At 72.9% G+C, this 17,517-nt stretch carries 17 protein-coding genes; 11 read left to right on the forward strand and 6 right to left on the reverse strand.

Annotated features, from left to right (window positions below; translation table 11 throughout):
- Window positions 1–281: 281 nt before the first annotated feature.
- Window positions 282–998: an IclR family transcriptional regulator NdgR gene (gene ndgR / locus AB0G74_RS06455; RefSeq protein ID WP_058942291.1), complete on the reverse strand. Its 717-nt coding sequence runs from the start codon at window positions 996–998 to the stop codon at window positions 282–284.
- A 142-nt stretch (window positions 999–1,140) separates the two neighbouring features.
- Here ndgR and leuC point away from each other — a divergent pair, with 142 nt between their 5' ends.
- From leuC to AB0G74_RS06475, 4 genes are all read left to right on the forward strand, one after another.
- Window positions 1,141–2,568 (forward strand): 3-isopropylmalate dehydratase large subunit, encoded by a 1,428-nt coding sequence (gene leuC, locus AB0G74_RS06460; RefSeq protein WP_361141361.1) that lies wholly within the window; start codon window positions 1,141–1,143, stop codon window positions 2,566–2,568.
- A gap of 6 nt (window positions 2,569–2,574) precedes the next feature.
- Window positions 2,575–3,168: a 3-isopropylmalate dehydratase small subunit gene (gene leuD, locus AB0G74_RS06465; protein ID WP_361141363.1), complete on the forward strand. Its 594-nt coding sequence runs from the start codon at window positions 2,575–2,577 to the stop codon at window positions 3,166–3,168.
- A 114-nt stretch (window positions 3,169–3,282) separates the two neighbouring features.
- Complete coding sequence (locus tag AB0G74_RS06470) at window positions 3,283–3,510, forward strand: hypothetical protein (protein WP_358825103.1); 228 nt, start codon at window positions 3,283–3,285, stop codon at window positions 3,508–3,510.
- 164 nt (window positions 3,511–3,674) lie between these two features.
- Entirely contained in the window at window positions 3,675–4,325 is a 651-nt protein-coding gene (locus AB0G74_RS06475) for an HU family DNA-binding protein (protein ID WP_361141366.1), read from the forward strand.
- A 127-nt stretch (window positions 4,326–4,452) separates the two neighbouring features.
- On the opposite strand, the gene AB0G74_RS06480 is transcribed toward AB0G74_RS06475, so the two are convergent.
- Both AB0G74_RS06480 and cofC read right to left on the reverse strand, forming a co-directional pair.
- The gene (locus AB0G74_RS06480) at window positions 4,453–4,656 is read right to left on the reverse strand and encodes a hypothetical protein (RefSeq protein ID WP_361141368.1); all 204 of its coding nucleotides are present in this window, start codon (window positions 4,654–4,656) and stop codon (window positions 4,453–4,455) included.
- A 244-nt stretch (window positions 4,657–4,900) separates the two neighbouring features.
- On the reverse strand, window positions 4,901–5,545 hold the full coding sequence (cofC, locus tag AB0G74_RS06485; RefSeq protein WP_361141370.1) for a 2-phospho-L-lactate guanylyltransferase: 645 nt from the start codon (window positions 5,543–5,545) through the stop codon (window positions 4,901–4,903).
- 239 nt (window positions 5,546–5,784) lie between these two features.
- Between cofC and AB0G74_RS06490 the strand changes: the two genes are divergently transcribed.
- The 3 genes from AB0G74_RS06490 to AB0G74_RS06500 all read left to right on the forward strand — a co-directional run bounded on the left by AB0G74_RS06490 (window position 5,785) and on the right by AB0G74_RS06500 (window position 9,057).
- On the forward strand, window positions 5,785–6,537 hold the full coding sequence (locus AB0G74_RS06490) for a lysophospholipid acyltransferase family protein (RefSeq protein WP_361141372.1): 753 nt from the start codon (window positions 5,785–5,787) through the stop codon (window positions 6,535–6,537).
- Window positions 6,534–7,565 carry an NAD(P)H-dependent glycerol-3-phosphate dehydrogenase gene (locus tag AB0G74_RS06495; RefSeq protein WP_361141373.1) on the forward strand — a complete coding sequence of 344 codons (1,032 nt, stop codon included), beginning with the start codon at window positions 6,534–6,536 and terminating at the stop codon, window positions 7,563–7,565. The genes AB0G74_RS06490 and AB0G74_RS06495 overlap by 4 nt, the downstream gene beginning before the upstream one ends.
- 334 nt (window positions 7,566–7,899) lie before the next feature.
- Window positions 7,900–9,057 (forward strand): D-alanine--D-alanine ligase family protein, encoded by a 1,158-nt coding sequence (locus AB0G74_RS06500; protein ID WP_361141375.1) that lies wholly within the window; start codon window positions 7,900–7,902, stop codon window positions 9,055–9,057.
- A 144-nt stretch (window positions 9,058–9,201) separates the two neighbouring features.
- Here AB0G74_RS06500 and AB0G74_RS06505 read toward each other — a convergent pair whose 3' ends face one another.
- Both AB0G74_RS06505 and AB0G74_RS06510 read right to left on the reverse strand, forming a co-directional pair.
- The gene (locus AB0G74_RS06505; RefSeq protein WP_361141557.1) at window positions 9,202–9,642 is read right to left on the reverse strand and encodes a DUF3515 domain-containing protein; all 441 of its coding nucleotides are present in this window, start codon (window positions 9,640–9,642) and stop codon (window positions 9,202–9,204) included.
- Window positions 9,643–9,743: 101 nt separating this feature from the next.
- Window positions 9,744–9,977: an Lrp/AsnC ligand binding domain-containing protein gene (locus AB0G74_RS06510; protein ID WP_358825111.1), complete on the reverse strand. Its 234-nt coding sequence runs from the start codon at window positions 9,975–9,977 to the stop codon at window positions 9,744–9,746.
- A gap of 329 nt (window positions 9,978–10,306) precedes the next feature.
- On the opposite strand from AB0G74_RS06510, the gene AB0G74_RS06515 reads away from it, so the two are divergent.
- Together AB0G74_RS06515 and thiD are read left to right on the forward strand one after the other, a co-directional pair.
- Window positions 10,307–11,269: a thiamine-phosphate kinase gene (locus AB0G74_RS06515; protein ID WP_361141377.1), complete on the forward strand. Its 963-nt coding sequence runs from the start codon at window positions 10,307–10,309 to the stop codon at window positions 11,267–11,269.
- A gap of 17 nt (window positions 11,270–11,286) precedes the next feature.
- On the forward strand, window positions 11,287–12,189 hold the full coding sequence (gene thiD, locus AB0G74_RS06520; protein WP_361141379.1) for a bifunctional hydroxymethylpyrimidine kinase/phosphomethylpyrimidine kinase: 903 nt from the start codon (window positions 11,287–11,289) through the stop codon (window positions 12,187–12,189).
- Window positions 12,190–12,896: 707 nt separating this feature from the next.
- On the opposite strand, the gene rpmB is transcribed toward thiD, so the two are convergent.
- Complete coding sequence (rpmB, locus tag AB0G74_RS06525; protein ID WP_003957616.1) at window positions 12,897–13,082, reverse strand: 50S ribosomal protein L28; 186 nt, start codon at window positions 13,080–13,082, stop codon at window positions 12,897–12,899.
- Window positions 13,083–13,375: 293 nt separating this feature from the next.
- On the opposite strand from rpmB, the gene AB0G74_RS06530 reads away from it, so the two are divergent.
- Window positions 13,376–15,025, forward strand: coding sequence for a DAK2 domain-containing protein (locus tag AB0G74_RS06530; protein ID WP_361141381.1), 1,650 nt, complete (start codon window positions 13,376–13,378; stop codon window positions 15,023–15,025).
- 49 nt (window positions 15,026–15,074) lie between these two features.
- Entirely contained in the window at window positions 15,075–17,336 is a 2,262-nt protein-coding gene (gene recG, locus AB0G74_RS06535) for an ATP-dependent DNA helicase RecG (RefSeq protein WP_361141383.1), read from the forward strand.
- Window positions 17,337–17,517 lie beyond the last annotated feature (181 nt).

Below are 17,517 nucleotides of genomic sequence, written 5' to 3' on the forward strand. Positions count from 1 at the left end.
CTAGCACGCCGCCCTCTCAAGGCGGTAGCGCCGGTTCGAATCCGGTCGGGGGTACGTTGAGAGAAGGCCCTCCGCGTCAGCGCGGAGGGCCTTCTCTCGTTCTGCGTGGTCCCGGACGCCCCCGGCCCCGCGCCGCCCCCGACGGCGAACTCCCCGCCTCGGGCGGCCGGGACGCGACGGCGGGCGTTCCGGGCACGGGAGACGGGGAGCGGGGCGGGCGGCGGACGGTACAAATTCGGAGGTGGGGGAGCGGCGACGGGCCCGGGGCGCCCGGCGCCCGGTCAGCCGCTGCGGCGCAGGGCCTCGCTCAGCCGGCCCGCCGCGTCGATCACGGCCTGGGCGTGCATCCGGCCGGGGTGGCGGGTCAGCCGCTCGATCGGTCCGGAGACCGAGACGGCGGCGACCACGCGGTTGGACGGGCCGCGGACGGGCGCGGAGACCGAGGCCACCCCCGGCTCCCGCTCGCCGATGGACTGGGCCCAGCCCCGGCGCCGTACGCCCGAGAGGGCCGTGGCGGTGAAACGGGCACCCTGGAGGCCGCGGTGCAGCCGCTCCGGCTCCTCCCAGGCCATCAGGATCTGGGCCGAGGAACCGGCCTTCATGGTGAGGGTGGAGCCGACCGGAACGGTGTCCCGCAGTCCGGACAGCCGCTCGGCCGCCGCCACACAGATCCGCATATCGCCCTGGCGCCGGTAGAGCTGGGCGCTCTCGCCGGTCACATCGCGCAGATGGGTCAGTACCGGCCCGGCCGTGGCCAGCAGGCGGTCCTCGCCCGCCGCGGCGGCCAGCTCGGCCAGCCGCGGCCCGAGGATGAAGCGCCCCTGCATGTCCCGCGCCACCATCCGGTGGTGTTCCAGTGCCACGGCCAGTCGGTGGGCGGTGGGCCGGGCCAGTCCGGTGGCCGCGACCAGCCCGGCGAGGGTGGCCGGACCGGACTCCAGTGCGCTCAGAACCAGAGCCGCCTTGTCGAGAACGCCGACGCCGCTAGAGTTGTCCATGAAACGATATTCGCGTCTCACACTGTGAAACGCAAGTTCAATTTTCCGGAGAACCCGCCAGTCTGTAGAGGCGGGCCGGGTTCTGCGGGTCCGCACCTGATGTCTAGGAACGCCGGCACCGTGGCCGGGCGGAGGGAAGCCGATGGGTAGGACACTGGCGGAGAAGGTCTGGGACGACCATGTCGTCCGGCGCGCCGAGGGCGAGCCCGACCTCCTCTACATCGATCTGCACCTGCTGCACGAGGTGACCAGCCCCCAGGCGTTCGACGGCCTCCGGATGGGCGGTCGCAAGGTCCGGCGGCTCGACCTGACCATCGCCACCGAGGACCACAACACCCCCACCCTCGACATCGACAAGCCGATCGCCGACCCCGTCTCCCGGGCCCAGCTGGAGACCCTGCGGCGCAACTGCGCCGAGTTCGGCGTACGGCTGCACCCGCTCGGCGACGTCGAGCAGGGCGTCGTCCACGTGGTGGGCCCGCAGCTGGGCCTGACCCAGCCCGGCACCACCGTGGTCTGCGGCGACTCCCACACCTCCACGCACGGCGCCTTCGGCGCGCTGGCCTTCGGCATCGGCACCTCCCAGGTCGAGCACGTACTGGCGACCCAGACGCTGCCCCTGGCCCGGCCGAAGACCATGGCGATCACCATCGAGGGCGAGCTGCCCGACGGGGTCACCGCCAAGGACCTGATCCTGGCCATCATCGCCCGGATCGGCACCGGCGGAGGCCAGGGCTACGTCCTGGAGTACCGCGGCTCCGCCATCGAGAAGCTCTCGATGGAGGCCCGGATGACCATCTGCAATATGTCGATCGAGGCCGGGGCCCGGGCGGGCATGATCGCCCCCGACCAGACCACCTTCGACTACCTGGCGGGCCGCCCGCACGCCCCCGAGGGCGCCGAGTGGGACGCCGCCGTCGCCTACTGGCGGACGCTGCGCACCGACGACGACGCCGTCTTCGACGCCGAGGTCGTCATCGACGCCGCCGAGCTGTCCCCGTTCGTCACCTGGGGCACCAACCCCGGCCAGGGCGCCCCGCTCTCCGCGAACGTCCCCGACCCGGCTTCGTACGAGGACGCTTCGGAGCGGCTCGCCGCGGAAAAGGCCCTGGAGTACATGGGGTTGGACGCCGGACAGGCGCTCCGCGACATCCGGGTGGACACCGTCTTCGTAGGCTCCTGCACCAACGGCCGGATCGAGGACCTGCGCTCCGCCGCCGCCGTACTGGACGGCCGCAAGGTCGCCGACGGCGTCCGGATGCTAGTCGTCCCCGGCTCGGTCCGGGTCGCCCTGCAGGCCGTCGAGGAGGGCCTCGACAAGGTCTTCACCACGGCCGGCGCCGAATGGCGGCACGCCGGGTGTTCGATGTGCCTGGGCATGAACCCCGACCAACTGGCGCCCGGTGAGCGCTCCGCGTCCACCTCCAACCGCAACTTCGAGGGCAGGCAGGGCAAGGGCGGCCGGACGCATCTGGTCTCCCCGCAGGTCGCCGCCGCCACCGCCGTCGTGGGCCGGCTGGCCGCCCCGGCCGACCTGTCCGACGCCGCCCGTACGCCCGCTGGAGTCTGATCAGCCATGGAAGCATTCACCACCCACACCGGCCGGGCCGTCCCGCTGCGCCGCAGCAATGTCGACACCGACCAGATCATCCCGGCCCACTGGCTGAAGAAGGTCACCCGGGACGGCTTCGAGGACGGCCTCTTCGAGGCATGGCGCAAGGACCCCGAGTTCGTACTGAACCGGCCCGAGCGCGCCGGGGCGTCCGTGCTGGTCGCGGGCCCCGACTTCGGTACCGGCTCCTCCCGCGAGCACGCCGTCTGGGCCCTCCAGAACTACGGCTTCAAGGCCGTGATCTCGGCCCGCTTCGCCGATATCTTCCGCGGCAACTCCCTCAAGAACGGTCTGCTGACCGTGGTGCTCCCGCAGGAGACCGTGGACGCGCTCTGGGAGCTGACGGAGAGCGACCCGACCGCCGAGGTCACCGTCGACCTGGAGACCCGCGAGGTCCGGGCGGCCGGTCTCACCGCTCCGTTCGAGCTGGACGAGAACGCCCGCTGGCGGCTGCTGAACGGGCTGGACGACATCAGCCTCACCCTTCAGAACGAAGCGGACATCGCGGCCTACGAGTCCTCGCGGCCCGCCCATAAACCGTCCACTGTTCAGGTCTGATCGGGTCTGATCAGCGGTTATCCCCGACTGCGCCCCCCACCGTCCGGTGGGGGGCGCAGTCGTCTGTTGAGGCCCCGCCGGGCGACAACTCGCCCCAGATGGCACAATCGGTGCATGGAACGCGACAGCCAACTCGACCTGTACGAGGTGGTCGCGGCCCGATTGAAGGAAGCGCACACCGTGGTGCGCGCACTGCAAGTCCCGGAGGGCACCAAGGTGGCCCTCTCCCGGAAGCTGCTGGTCATCACGGCCGCGGCGAAGCACGATCTCCCGGACGCGGCACGGCGTCTGGACCGCTTGATGCGGGACATCGACGAGCGCCGATTCCCCGAAGGCGACTGAACATCCGGCACGTGAAGGAGCGACATGCGGCGACATGAGCGGTCGACTTCATTGCGGCACTAGGGTGATTAGCCCGTTTCGTGTTTGATTTGCGGTATATATCTGCCTAACGTGCGAAAAAGCCTGGACAGATTCGGTCCGGCAATGTCTCCGAAGGGGAAGACGTGAACAAGGCGCAGCTCGTAGAAGCGATTGCCGACAAGCTCGGCGGCCGTCAGCAGGCCGCCGACGCGGTCGACGCGGTCCTCGACGCGATCGTCCGCGCGGTCGTCGGCGGGGACCGGGTCTCGGTCACCGGCTTCGGTTCGTTCGAGAAGGTCGAACGCCCGGCCCGCTACGCCCGCAACCCCCAGACGGGTGAGCGGGTCCGGGTCAAGAAGACCTCCGTTCCGCGTTTCCGCGCGGGCCAGGGCTTCAAGGACCTGGTCAGCGGGGCCAAGAAGCTGCCGCGCGGCGGCGAGGTCTCGGTGAAGAAGGCGCCCAAGGGCAGCCTCTCGGGCGGCGCTTCCACCCGGACGACGGCCAAGGCCGCGGCGAAGAAGGCCACCGCCAAGAAGGCCGCCGCGAAGAAGACCACGGCGAAGAAGGCGGCACCCGCCAAGAAGGCGGCGGTGAAGAAGACCGCGGCCAAGAAGGCGACGACCACCAAGAAGGCAGCCGCCAAGAAGACCACGGCGAAGAAGGCCGCGCCCGCCAAGAAGGCGACGGCCAAGAAGACCGCCCCGGCCAAGAAGGCCACCGCCAAGAAGGCCCCGGCGAAGAAGGCGACGGCCCGTACGACCACCGCCAAGAAGACCACCGCACGCAAGCGGTAGGGACCGGGACGGCCGCCGAGGCCGCCACGGTAAGCGGCACCCGCCGCACGGGCCACTCACGCGCCGGGCCGGGCTCCCCTCGGGGAGCCCGGCCCGCGGCGTGTTCCGTACCGGATGTTCCAGGTGGTCAGAAGGTCTGCAGCGTCACCAGGGTGATCCGCAGCCCGGCGCCCTCGCCCTCGGTCTCGATCCGCACCCGCTGACCGGGGCGCAGCAGCCGCAGCCCGCCCGCGTCGAAGGCGTCGGAGCCGAACTCCACGGGGGTGCCGTCGTCCAGCAGCACGCTGCCGGCCCGGGTCTCGGGATCGTAGGTGTACGAGGTCGCCTGCATACCCGCAGCGTAGTCGCCTGCCGCTGTGGCTCGCGCCCCTGGAGACCCTTTCCGCGTCGACCGGTCCCCGGGCCCCGCGCGGCGCTGCGCCGCGGTGCCCGCGGTGCGTTGCCGCCCGCGGGCCGTCGGTGGCTTGTCGCGCACTTCCGCCTCCTATGCCTTCGGCAATGGGGGACCCCCAGCGCCCCTGAACGCTCTCCTCCTCCCCACCCCTGAGGAGGAGCCCGGCCCCGGAGCCGGGCTCTTACTCCCGCTGATCCGCCCCTGGAAACGACGGGGTCGGGGTCATGCGCAGGCGGGCGCGGGTGAAGGGGCCGACGCCCAGGTGGAGGGCCGCTTCGAGGTCCGCCGCCGTGTCCACGTCGCGTCGTACCGAGTCCACGCGCCCCGGCCGCAGCTCCACCGCTCCCGACGTCCGGTGGCGGCGGCGGGAAGCGCCGCCGAATGCGGGACGCAATTCGGCGCCTTCCGAAGCGGCGAGCATTGTCGTTCCCACTCCGGCCGCGTCCGGCAGAAATGACCGGGGGAATCGGGCGGCCTCGGCCAGGACCCGGAACAATTCCGGGGACCGCAGCGCCGGGAGATCCGCGTTCAGGGTGGCGACCGGCGCGCCGGGCCGGGAGCGCCGTACCGTACGGGCGCCGTGTGCCAGGGCCGCGTCGAGTCCGGCGCCCGGCTCGTCGGGCACGATCAGGGCTCCCAGCGCCGCCAGCCGTGACCCGGCCTCGGGGTCGTCCGTGACAACGACCACATCCCGTACGGCTTCGCAGTTCAGCGCCGCGACCACGGTGTCCTGCGCGAACGCCAGCACCAGACCGGGCCGGGCGGCGTCCGGGACGGCACCGGAGAGTCTGCTCTTCGCCAGGGCAAGGGGCTTGAGGGGGACCACCAGGGACCAGGTGGTCCGCGCGTCGCTGTCCAGGTCGGCTCTCCGTCCGTGTGTAACGGCCCCCCATTGTCGCCGAGCCCTGTGACAGGACGGGATCCGGTGCGATCACCGGGGCGTACGGTGTCCTCGACAGACGGTGGGACCGGGGCGACACTTGATCCCCGCCTTCCGGGCGAAGGCCCGCTCACCGGCGAGTCCGTCCGGTCTCGTACGCGTCCGCAGAGGGAGAGGATGTCCGCGTGTCCCGCCGAAAAATCGGCTTCTGGTACCGCCTGGCGGCGGTCATCGCCAAACCGCCGCTGCTCGTTCTCTTCAAACGGGACTGGCGCGGCGCGGAACACATTCCGGCCGACGGCGGATTCATCACCGCGGTCAATCACAACTCGTATCTCGACCCGCTTTCGTATGCGCACTTCCAGTACAACACCGGACGCGTACCGCGCTTTCTCGCGAAGGCCCCCCTCTTCCGGACCCCGTTCGTCGGGATGATGCTCCGGGGCACCCGGCAGATTCCCGTCTACCGGGAATCCAACAACGCCCTCGACGCCTACCGGGCCGCCGTGGGCGCCATCGAACAGGGCGAGTGCGTCGCCTTCTACCCGGAGGGCACCATCACCCGGGACCCCGGTATGTGGCCCATGGCGGGCAAGACCGGTGCCGCCCGGATCGCCCTGGAGACCAGGGTCCCGGTGATCCCGGTGGCCCAGTGGGGTGCGAACCTGGTGATGCCGCCGTACGCCGAGGAGAAGAAGATCAGGCTCTTCCCCCGGAAGACCCTGATCGTGCAGGCCGGACCGCCGGTGGACCTCAGCGGGTTCTACGATCTGGAGCCCACGCCCGAGGTGCTGAAAGAGGCCACGGAGGTCATCATGGGCGCCATCACGGCGCTCCTGGAGGAGATCCGCGGCGAACAGGCGCCCCGGCAGCCGTGGGACCACAGCACGGCCCGTGCAGAACAGCGGCGCAAGGCCGCAGGGGAAGGACAGCAGTGACACAATCGGCCCACCTCGCCGACCGGCCCGTCAAGGCAGCCGTCTTCGGGACCGGATCCTGGGGGACCGCCTTCGGTACGGTGCTCGCGGACGCGGGCTGCCGGGTGACCCTCTGGGGGCGCCGCCCGGAGCTGGCGGAGGCCGTCAACACCACCCGTACCAACCCCGACTATCTGCCGGGTATCGAGCTGCCCGCCGGGCTGCGGGCCACCACCGACCCGGCGGAGGCGCTGGACGGCGCCGACTTCACCGTGCTCGCCGTGCCCTCGCAGACGCTCCGCGGCAATCTCGCCGCCTGGGCGCCCCTGCTGCCCTCCGAGACGGTGCTGGTCTCCCTGATGAAGGGGGTCGAACTCGGCACCACCAAGCGGATGAGCCAGGTCGTCGAGGAGGTCGCCGGGGTGCCCGCGGAGCGGGTCGCGGTCGTCACCGGACCCAATCTCGCCCGGGAGATCGCCCGGCGGCTGCCCGCCGCCGCGGTCGTCGCCTGCCGGGACGAGGAGGTGGCCCGCCGCCTCCAGGCCGCCTGCCACACCCGCTACTTCCGCCCCTACACCAATACCGATGTCGTCGGCTGCGAGCTGGGCGGCGCCGTGAAGAACGTCATCGGGCTCGCCGTCGGGATCGCCGACGGCATGGGCCTCGGCGACAACGCCAAGGGCTCCCTCATCACCCGCGGCCTCGCCGAGACCACCCGGCTCGGTCTCGCCATGGGCGCCGACCCGCTGACCTTCTCCGGGCTCGCCGGTCTCGGCGACCTGGTGGCGACCTGCTCGTCGCCCCTGTCGCGGAACCACACCTTCGGGCTCAACCTCGGCAAGGGCATGACGCTGGAACAGACCATCGCGGTCACCAAGCAGACCGCCGAGGGCGTCAAGTCGTGCGAGTCGGTACTCGACCTGGCCCGGCGGCACGGCGTCGACATGCCCATCACGGAGACCGTCGTCGGGATCGTCCACGAGGGCAAACCGCCCGCCGTCGCGCTCAAGGAACTGATGTCCCGCAGCGCCAAGCCCGAACGCCGCTGACCGACCGGCGTCGCCGCCGTCGTCGTCCGACGCCCCGGACTCCGCGCGTCCGGGGCCGTACGGACCCTTCCCGCGTCCGGTCGTACGGCGTCCCGCGCCCGGCCCGAGCGGCGGCGCCGGGCCCGGGCCGGCTGGCCCGGTGCCCGCACGGAGCCGGGCCCGCGGGCCGAACTCCCCGCGCCCCGGCCCGCGTCGGGCTGAGCGGAACGGACCGTACCGCTACGGGGGATCCCCCCGCACCGGGCCCCGACCCTCCCGGGGGACCCGCAGCGGTGGATCCCGGTCCCGTGCCGACCCTGGCGGATGACGGTTCGCACGGTAGTCTCAGGGCGATATGAGCACCCAGAACCTCCCCCAGACCTCCGATCAGCAGGGCCGCAGGCCCCGGGTGGCCGTCGTCTTCGGCGGGCGCAGCTCCGAGCACGGGATCTCCACGGTCACCGCCGGTGCCGTGCTGCGGGCCATCGACCGGACCCGGTACGACGTCATCCCGGTCGGCATCACGGTCGACGGCCGCTGGGTGCTGACCGCGGACGATCCGGAACGGATGTCCATCACCGACCGGCGCACCCCCGAAGTCGCGGAGCTGACCGACGGCGCCGACGGCGCCGTGGTGCTCTCCGCCGAGCCGGGCAACCGCGAACTCGTCTACAGCGAGCCCGGGGCCGTCCCCAAGACGCTCGGCGAGGTCGATGTCGTCTTCCCCGTACTGCACGGCGTCTACGGCGAGGACGGCACCATCCAGGGCCTGCTGGAGCTGGCCGGGGTGCCGTACGTCGGCTCCGGCGTCCTCGCCTCCGCCGTCGGGCAGGACAAGGAGTACATGAAGCGGATCCTGGTCTCCTACGGGCTGCCCGTCGGCCCGTACGAGGTGATCCGCCCCCGCGAGTGGGAGCAGGACCAGGGCGCCGCCCGCAAGCGGCTCCTCCGGCTCGCCGACGACCACGGCTGGCCGCTCTTCGTGAAGCCCGCCCGGGCCGGTTCGTCGATCGGGATCAGCAAGGTCACCTCGGCCGACGGCCTGGACGCCGCGATCGAGGAGGCCCGCCGCCACGACCCCAAGATCATCGTCGAGGCGATGGTCCGGGGCCGTGAGATCGAGTGCGGAGTGCTGGAGTTCGAGGACGGGCCGCGGGCCAGCGTCCCGGCCGAGATCCTGGTCGACCAGGACGGCCAGTTCTACGACTTCGAGGCCAAGTACATCGACTCGGCCGACGGGGTCGTCCCGGCGAACCTCACCGAGGAGCAGACCGCCGAGGTCCAGCGGCTGGCCGTCGCCGCCTTCGAGGCCACCAGCTGCGAGGGCCTGGTCCGGGCCGACTTCTTCCTCACCGACGACGGCCGGTTCGTGATCAACGAGATCAACACCATGCCCGGGTTCACCCCGATCTCGATGTATCCGCGGATGTGGCAGGAGACCGGGGTCTCGTACCCCGAACTGATCGACCGGCTGATCGGCGCCGCGCTGCGCCGCTCCACCGGCCTGCGCTGACGGACCGTACCGGGCCGGGGCGAGGGCGCCGGGGCGGACGGCCCGTACCGGGCCCGGCGAACCCGGGCCCGGCGAACCCGGGCCCGGCCGACGGGCCCGACGGCCGCCGGATCCGCCGGGGAACCGGAAGCCGGGACGCGGGGCCTACGGGACGTCGATCGTGGCCGGTACGGTCTCCTTCACCGCGTCGGCGAGCTGCGCCAGCGGCGTGGAGTCGTGGGCGTACCGCTCGTCCATCGACACCTCCACATAGGCCGCGCGGAACGTGGTGGTGAAGCGCGTACCGCCGTCGGTCTCCTCCAGCAGCCAGCCGACGCCCTCCGCCTCGATGCCCTGCGCCGCCGGATCGCTCATCCCCTCGGGCCGCGGCACCCCGCAGCGCAGTACGATCGCCGCGTCACCCCAGCCGGCGGTCAGCGCCGACGCGGGCTCGGGGTCGGAACGGTCCTGTCCGCCGACCGTCTCCGGCAGCGCCCCGTCCAGTGCCTCGCAGACCGCCGACTCCTCGGCCTCGGGGCGGGGGACGGCGACCTCGGGCCGGTCCGCCGTACACGCGGACACGGTGAACAGCACGGCCGCGGACAGGGCGAGCGGAAGGGCCGGGATCGCGCGGCGGGAACGCGCGGGAACGCGCTGGCGGGAACGGGACCGACGGGCGGAATTCACCGCCCCAGGGTAGACGGGGGCTACAGGTGCACGACCGGGCAGGTGAGGGTACGGGTGATGCCGTCCACTTGCTGGACCTTCGCGACCACCAGGCGGCCCAGCTCGTCCACGGTGTCGGCCTGGGCCCGCACGATCACGTCGTAGGGACCCGTGACGTCCTCCGCCTGAATCACTCCCGGAATCTTCCCGATGGTCTCGGCGACGGCCGACGCCTTGCCCACTTCGGTCTGAATCAGGATGTACGCCTGTACCACGGAACCTCCTGGGCGGCCCTGGGTCCGCTTCCCCGTTCGACGGTGTCATCGGCGCCCTCGGCGCCCCGGGCGGGGAAACCCCAGGGGGGAGAAAGGGACGCCACGGTATCGCGTCGCCGCGGGCGACGGGGAGACCCGCGCGCCGGGTGGCGTCCGTAGTGTGGCGCGGGTCGAGCGCACATTGACGTATCCCTTGACGGTACCGAGCGGCCCGGCGGGTCGCGACCGCTCGGTGGCGGGGGCGCCGGGCGGCCCCGCCCGGCGTGATCCGGCACAGTACGAAAGACCGGCCGGGTGGTCCGGCGGGACGACGGAGAGGTGAGACTCGGGTGAAGGGCACTGTGGGCGAGTTGGGAGAGTTCGGCCTGATCAAAGAGCTCACCTCCCGGCTCACCTCCACCCCCGCGGTCCGGATCGGACCCGGTGACGACGCGGCCGTCGTCGCCGCGCCCGACCGGCGGGTCGTGGCGAGTACCGACGTACTCCTGGAGGGGCGGCACTTCCGCCGCGACTGGTCGACGGCGTACGACGTCGGACGCAAGGCCGCCGCGCAGAACTTGGCCGACATCGCGGCCATGGGCGCCGTACCCACGTCCCTGCTGCTCGGTCTGGTCGTCCCGGCCGACCTCCCCGTCACCTGGGCCACCGAACTCATGGACGGCATCCGCGACGAGAGCCAGGTCGCGGGCGCGGCCGTGGTCGGCGGCGACGTCGTCCGCGGCGAGCTGATCACCCTCGCCATCACGGCCCTCGGCGATCTGCGCGGCCACGAACCCGTCACCCGGAGCGGCGCCAGGCCCGGTGACGTCGTCGCCTACACCGGCTGGCTCGGCTGGTCCGCGGCCGGTCACGCCGTACTGTCCCGGGGATTCCGGTCCCCCCGCGCCTTCGTCGAGGCCCACCGGCGGCCCGAACCCCCGTACCACGCGGGGCCCGCCGCCGCCGGGCTCGGCGCGACCGCGATGTGCGACGTCAGCGACGGGCTGATCGCCGATCTCGGGCATATCGCCGAGGCCAGCAAGGTACGGATCGATCTGCGCTCCGGGGCGATCGACATCCCCGGCCAGATGAACGACATCGGACAGGCCGTCGGGGTCGATCCGGTGCAGTGGGTGCTCACCGGGGGAGAGGACCACGCGATCGTCGCGACCTTCCCGGCCGACACCAAGCTCCCCGCGCGCTGGAAGGTGATCGGCGAGGTGCTCCGCCCGGCGGCGGCGCCGCAGGTCACCGTGGACGGACTGCCGTGGACCGGCGGAAGCGGCTGGGACCACTTCGGGGACGGGTCATGAGAGGGGCGGGGAAGCGCATGCACGCAAACACGGACACGGACACGGGTGCGGATACGGGTTCGGGCGCGGTGGTGCCGGGCGGCCTGATCCCCGGCGCGCGGCCGGGCGGCGGCGGTACGGGACCGGGCGCGCGGGTCGCGCCGCCCCGGGTCCTGACGGTCGCCGGATCCGACTCCGGCGGCGGCGCCGGAATCCAGGCCGACCTCAAGACCATGCTCGCCCTCGGCACCCACGGCATGAGCGTGATCACCGCGATCACCGCCCAGAACTCCCTCGGCGTCCAAGGGGTCTGGGAACTCCCCGAGGAAGCCGTCCGGGCCCAGTACCGCAGCGTCGTGGACGATATCGGCGTCCAGGCCGTGAAGACCGGCATGCTGGCGTCCGCCCGGCTCGTGGAGACCGTCGCCGCCCTGCTCGCGGACGTGGCGGCGCCGGTCGTGGTCGACCCCGTCGGGGTCTCCAAACACGGCGACTCCCTGCTCGCCGAATCGGCGCTCGACGCGGTACGCGGCGTACTGCTGCCGCTGGCCACCGTCGCCACGCCCAACCTGGACGAGGTGACCCAGCTCACCGGAATCGTCGTCGACGACGAGGAGGGAATGCGCCGGGCCGCCGGGGCGATCCTGGAGTACGGGCCCCGCTGGGCGCTGATCAAGGGCGGCCACCTCGCGGGCGACGCGGTCGATCTGCTCACCGACGGCACGGCGGAGCACTGGCTGCGGGCCCCGCGCCACGACAACCGCCACACCCACGGCACCGGCTGCACCCTGGCGTCGGCTATCGCGGCGGGGCTGGCGAAGGGCTTGGGGGTGCCGGAGGCGGTGGCGGCGGCGAAGACGTATGTGACGGCGGCGATCCTGGCGGGATTCCCTCTCGGCGGCGGGGTGGGCCCCGTCCACCACGGCGTCACCCTGCCCTGACGCCCCCTTCTCACGACGCCGCGCCGTTGCCATGGGCGCTGGAGGACCTCCAGCGCCTCGCCTTCCCGGGCCGCGCCCGGCTACTGAAGCTCGTTCGCGGTCTGACGGCCGTCTGTGGCTTGTCGCGCAGTTCCCCGCGCCCCTGGTTGCCCTGCTGACCGCCCTCGGTAAGAGGCGGGCCCTCGTTGGTGGGGCGGTCCCTTTTCAGGGTCGGCGCCGGGGAGAGCTTTTAGGGGCGCGGGGAACTGCGCGACCAGCCACCGGCGGTCCGCAGACCGCCGACGACATCGGGTCGCCGGGCGAGACTCGGGTATTGGGGCGATGCGCCGGAGGGCCAAGGCGCTGGGGGTCCCCCCATTGCCGAAGGCATAGGGGGCGGAACTGCGCGACCAGCCACGCATGGTCGGCAGACCGCCGACAACATCGGGTCGCCGGGCGGGACCCGGGTAGTTCGGGCGGTGCCACGGAGGGCCAAGGCGCTGGGGGTCCCCCCATTGCCGAAGGCATAGGGGGCGGAACTGCGCGACCAGCCACAGACGGGCCGCGGACCGTGAACAACAGCAGGTCGCTGGGCGCGGGGCCGCCGGGGAAGGCCCAGGCGGCATGGTCGCGGCATGGGAAAAACCCCGGGCGGGCCCACCTTGGTGAGGTGGGCCCGCCCGGGGTAAAGGCAACCGGAGGGCTGCGCTAGCGACGGAGCATCCGCGTTAGCGCGAGACCTTGCCGGCCTTGATGCACGAGGTGCAGACGTTGAGCCGCTTCGGCGTCCGACCGACCACGGCACGCACGCGCTGGATGTTCGGGTTCCAGCGACGAGACGTACGGCGGTGCGAGTGCGAAATGTTGTTGCCGAAGCCCGGCCCCTTGCCGCAGACGTCGCAGTTGGCAGCCACGGGTCACTCCAAAGACTTCAGATGCACGTACAGTGAATTCCGGCGTGCCGGAAATCAGTAACTGACTCGGTGGCTTTGCCGGGAGATGGACGGCCTGATTTTCATCAGGCAACCGGAGCAGCATACAACGGCTTCGTCCTTTCCATGAAACTACCATGTCCGCCCGCCCCGCCCCCGCCCCCCGCCCCACCGGCGGACGGGGTCTACCCTGCGGTGCGACCCCGCCGACCGGGCCCGCCCGGGACCGCGCGTGCCCGGCAGCGGACGAGCCCACGACGGAGGAGGACCCCCAGGTGCCGCAGAAACTCGACGCCGCAGCGGTACGGGTCTGGTGCGCGGGGGCGCTGGAGTCGCTGGGCCGGGAGCGCGAGGAGATCGACGCGATCAATGTGTATCCGGTCGCGGACGGTGACACCGGTACCAATCTCTATCTGACGGTCGAGTCGGCCGTGACGGCCGTCGAGGCGGTCTTCGCCGCGCACGAGGCGACGGACCCGGACGGCGGCGTACCGGAGACGGCGGCGGTGATCGGGGCGATGGCGCACGGCGCGCTGCTGGGCGCCCGGGGCAATTCGGGCACGATCCTGGCCCAGCTGCTGCGCGGGGTCGCGGAGCGGGTCGGCGCGGGCGCCGGGCTCGCGGAGGCGCTGGACCGGGCCGCCGTACTGGCCCGGGAGGCCGTGGCCCACCCCGTGGAGGGCACCATCCTGACCGTGGCCTCGGCTGCCGCCTCGGCCGCCGCCTCGGCCGCCGCCTCGGCCGCGGCGGAAGCGGGAGACGGCGGCGGGTCCGGGGACGCCGGCGCGGCCCGGGCGGCGTACGACGGCGCGTGTACGGCGCTGGCCGCGACCCCGGGCCAGCTGGACGTGCTGGGCCGGGCGGGCGTGGTCGACGCGGGCGGCCGGGGCCTGCTGGCCGTACTGCGGGCCCTGGTGGCGGCGCTGACGGGGGAGTCGCCCGCGGTGCCCGCCCGCTCCCACGTCCCGGTCGCCGCGGTCGGCCCGGCCGGTCCCGGGGAGTGCGGCGACGGCGGTCCGGCGTTCGAGGTGATCTATCTGCTGGAGGCCGGTGACCCGGCCGTGGCCCGGCTGCGGGCCCGGCTCGACGCCCTGGGGGAGTCCCTGGTGGTGGTGGGCGGCGACGGGCTGTGGAACATCCACGTCCATACCGACGACGCGGGCGCCGCCGTCGAGGCGGGTGTGGAGGCGGGCCGTCCGCACCGGATCCGGATCACCCATCTCACCGGGTCCGGCCCGGGACCCGTACCGGAGCAGGTCCAGCGGGCCGTCGTGGTGGTCGTCCCCGGTGACGGTCTCGCGGCGCTCTGCGCGGAGGCGGGCGCGACGCCGCTGCTGGCCCGCCCCGGGGAGCCACCCGCCAGCGGGGAGCTGGTGGAGGCGATCCGCCGGGCCCACGCCCGGGAAGTGGTGCTGCTGCCGAACTCCGCCGAACTGCGGCACACCGCGGCCGCGGCGGCCGAGCAGGCCCGTACCGAAGGGGTGAGGGTCGCCCTCGTGCCCACCCGCGCCGCCGTCCAGGGCATCGCGGCCCTCGCGGTCCACGAGCCGGGCCGCCGGTTCGACGAGGACGTGGTGGCGATGACGGCGGCGGCCGGGGCCACCCGGCACGCGGAACTGGCGGTCGCCGAGCACCGGTCGTGGACCAGCGCCGGGGTCTGCCAGGCCGGGGACGTCCTCGGCCTGATCGACGGGGACGTCGCCGTCATCGGCCAGGACGTCGCCGAGACCGCGGTCGCCGTACTGGACCGGATGCTGGCGGCGGGCGGCGAGCTGGTCACCCTCGTCCTCTCCGGGGACCTGCCGGACGGCCCGGCGACGGCCGCCCGCCTGGAGCGGCACGTCCGGGAGGCGTATCTGGCCGTGGACACCGTGGTCTACCAGGGGGGACCGGGCACCAGCCCGCTGCTGATCGGGGTGGAGTGAGGGCCGTCCCGTACGGTCGCGGACCCGGATGTCGGTGCCGTGGTGTGCAATGGACGATGTGTCCGTCCTGAGTGAACCCCTCAAGAAGACGCTCGGCCCCGCCACCGCGAAGGTGCTCGGCGAGCAGCTCGGCCTGCACACCGTCGGGGATCTGCTGCACCACTACCCCCGGCGGTACGAGGAGCGGGGCCAGCTGACCCGTCTCTCCGAGCTGCCGCTGGACGAGGACGTGACCGTGGTCGCCCAGGTCGCCGACTCCCGGGTGCACACCTTCAACGGCGGCCGGGGCAAACGTCTGGAGCTGACCATCACCGACGGCAGCGGCAGGCTCCAGCTCGTCTTCTTCGGCCGGGGTGTCCACAAGCCGCAGTCCGAGCTGCCGCCCGGCAGCCGGGCCATGTTCGCCGGGAAGGTCTCGGTCTTCAACCGCAGACTCCAGCTCGCCCACCCCACCTACGCCAAGCTGGGTGCCGAACCCGGCGGAGGGGCCGAGGGCGGGGGCGGCGCGTACGGGGAGCCGGGCGCCGCCGGGGGAGACGACGCGGCCGTGGAGTCCTGGGCCGGCGCCCTCATCCCGATCTACCCGGCCTGCAAGGGCATGGAGTCGTGGAAGATCGCCAAGGCGGTCGACGCGGTACTGCCCAGGGCCCGGGACGCGGTGGACCCGCTGCCCGACGCGCTGCGCGAGGGCCGGGGCTTCGTACCGCTGCCCGAGGCGCTGCTGAAAGTGCACCGGCCCCGGACCAAAGCCGATGTCGAGGACGCCAGGGCCCGGCTGAAATGGGACGAGGCATTCGTCCTCCAGGTCGCGCTGGCCCGGCGGCGGTACGCGGACGCCCAGCTCCCCGCGGTCGCCCGCCGGGCCCCGGCGGACGGGCTGCTCGCCGCCTTCGATGCCCGGCTGCCGTTCACCCTCACCGAGGGCCAGCGGAAGGTGACCGCCGAGATCTTCGACGATCTGGCCACCGAACACCCGATGCACCGGCTGCTCCAGGGCGAGGTCGGCTCCGGCAAGACACTGGTCGCGCTGCGGGCGATGCTCGCGGTCGTGGACGCGGGCGGCCAGGCGGCCATGCTCGCGCCCACCGAGGTGCTGGCCCAGCAGCACCACCGCTCGATCGTGGAGATGATGGGCGAGCTGGCCGAGGGCGGACTCCTCGGCGGGGCCGAGCACGGCACCAAGGTGGTGGCCCTGACCGGCTCCATGGGTGTCCCGGCCCGGCGGCAGGCCCTGCTGGACCTGGTGACCGGCGAGGCGGGGATCGTGATCGGTACGCACGCCCTGATCGAGGACAAGGTCAAGTTCCACGACCTCGGTCTGGTGGTCGTGGACGAACAGCACCGGTTCGGGGTCGAGCAGCGGGACGCGCTGCGCTCCAAGGGGAAACAGCCGCCGCATCTGCTGGTGATGACCGCCACCCCCATCCCGCGGACCGTCGCGATGACCGTCTTCGGCGATCTGGAGACCTCCGTCCTCGACCAGCTGCCCGCCGGGCGGTCGCCGATCGCCAGCCATGTGGTGCCCGCCCGGGACAAGCCGCACTTCCTCGCCCGCGCCTGGGAACGGGTCCGCGAGGAGGTCGGCAAGGGCCATCAGGCGTATGTGGTCTGTCCCCGGATCGGTGACGAGGCCGACGAGAAGCCGAAGGGCAAGAGCGCGACCGATGCCGACGGCGGCGCCGACGCGGCCGAGAAGCGGCCTCCGCTGGCCGTGCTGGACGTCGCCGCCGACTTGGCGGGGGGCGCGCTGGCCGGACTCCGGGTCGAGGTGCTGCACGGCCGGATGCCCCCCGACGACAAGGACGACGTGATGCGCCGCTTCGCCGCGGGCGAGGTGGACGTCCTGGTGGCGACGACCGTGATCGAGGTCGGGGTGAACGTCCCCAACGCCACCGCGATGGTGATCATGGACGCGGACCGGTTCGGCGTCTCCCAGCTCCACCAGCTGCGCGGCCGGGTCGGCCGGGGCTCGGCCCCCGGGCTCTGTCTGCTGGTCACCGAGGCCCCGGAGGCGAGCCCCGCCCGGGCCAGACTGGGCGCCGTGGCCGCCACCCTCGACGGCTTCGAGCTGTCCCGGATCGACCTCGAACAGCGCCGTGAGGGCGATGTGCTGGGCCAGGCGCAGTCCGGGGTCCGGTCCTCGTTGCGGATGCTCGCCGTCATCGAGGACGAGGAGGTCATCGCGGCGGCCCGGGAGGAAGCAGTCGCCGTGGTCGCCGCCGATCCCGAGCTGTCCGGACTGCCCGAGCTGCGGACGGCGCTGGACGCGCTGCTGGACGCGGAGCGCGAGCGCTATCTGGACAAGGGCTGAGCCGCGCCCGGCGCCGTACCGCCGGGGCGGGCCCCGTACGGCTCCGGGGCGCGTCCGGAGCCGTAGGGCCCGGCGGCGCGTGCGGTCCGCGGGCCGTACGTCCGGGCCCTCCGCGGGCCGGGGCGCGGGCGCGCGGTGGGCGGCCGGGAGCTGAGAGAATGATCGCGGCGGCCGTGCTCCC

Source organism: Streptomyces sp. NPDC020875 (assembly GCF_040641415.1).
Taxonomy (GTDB): domain Bacteria; phylum Actinomycetota; class Actinomycetes; order Streptomycetales; family Streptomycetaceae; genus Streptomyces.

Bases quoted from the DNA above. Each gene is read 5' to 3' on its own strand.
- AB0G74_RS06480 (WP_361141368.1), bottom strand. From the start codon at position 4,656: ATGCAGGCGACCTCGTACACCTACGATCCCGAGACCCGGGCCGGCAGC.
- recG (WP_361141383.1), top strand. From the start codon at position 15,075: ATGGACGATGTGTCCGTCCTGAGTGAACCCCTCAAGAAGACGCTCGGC.
- leuD (WP_361141363.1), top strand. From the start codon at position 2,575: ATGGAAGCATTCACCACCCACACCGGCCGGGCCGTCCCGCTGCGCCGC.
- AB0G74_RS06470 (WP_358825103.1), top strand. From the start codon at position 3,283: ATGGAACGCGACAGCCAACTCGACCTGTACGAGGTGGTCGCGGCCCGA.
- leuC (WP_361141361.1), top strand. From the start codon at position 1,141: ATGGGTAGGACACTGGCGGAGAAGGTCTGGGACGACCATGTCGTCCGG.
- thiD (WP_361141379.1), top strand. From the start codon at position 11,287: ATGCACGCAAACACGGACACGGACACGGGTGCGGATACGGGTTCGGGC.
- ndgR (WP_058942291.1), bottom strand. From the start codon at position 998: ATGGACAACTCTAGCGGCGTCGGCGTTCTCGACAAGGCGGCTCTGGTT.
- AB0G74_RS06500 (WP_361141375.1), top strand. From the start codon at position 7,900: ATGAGCACCCAGAACCTCCCCCAGACCTCCGATCAGCAGGGCCGCAGG.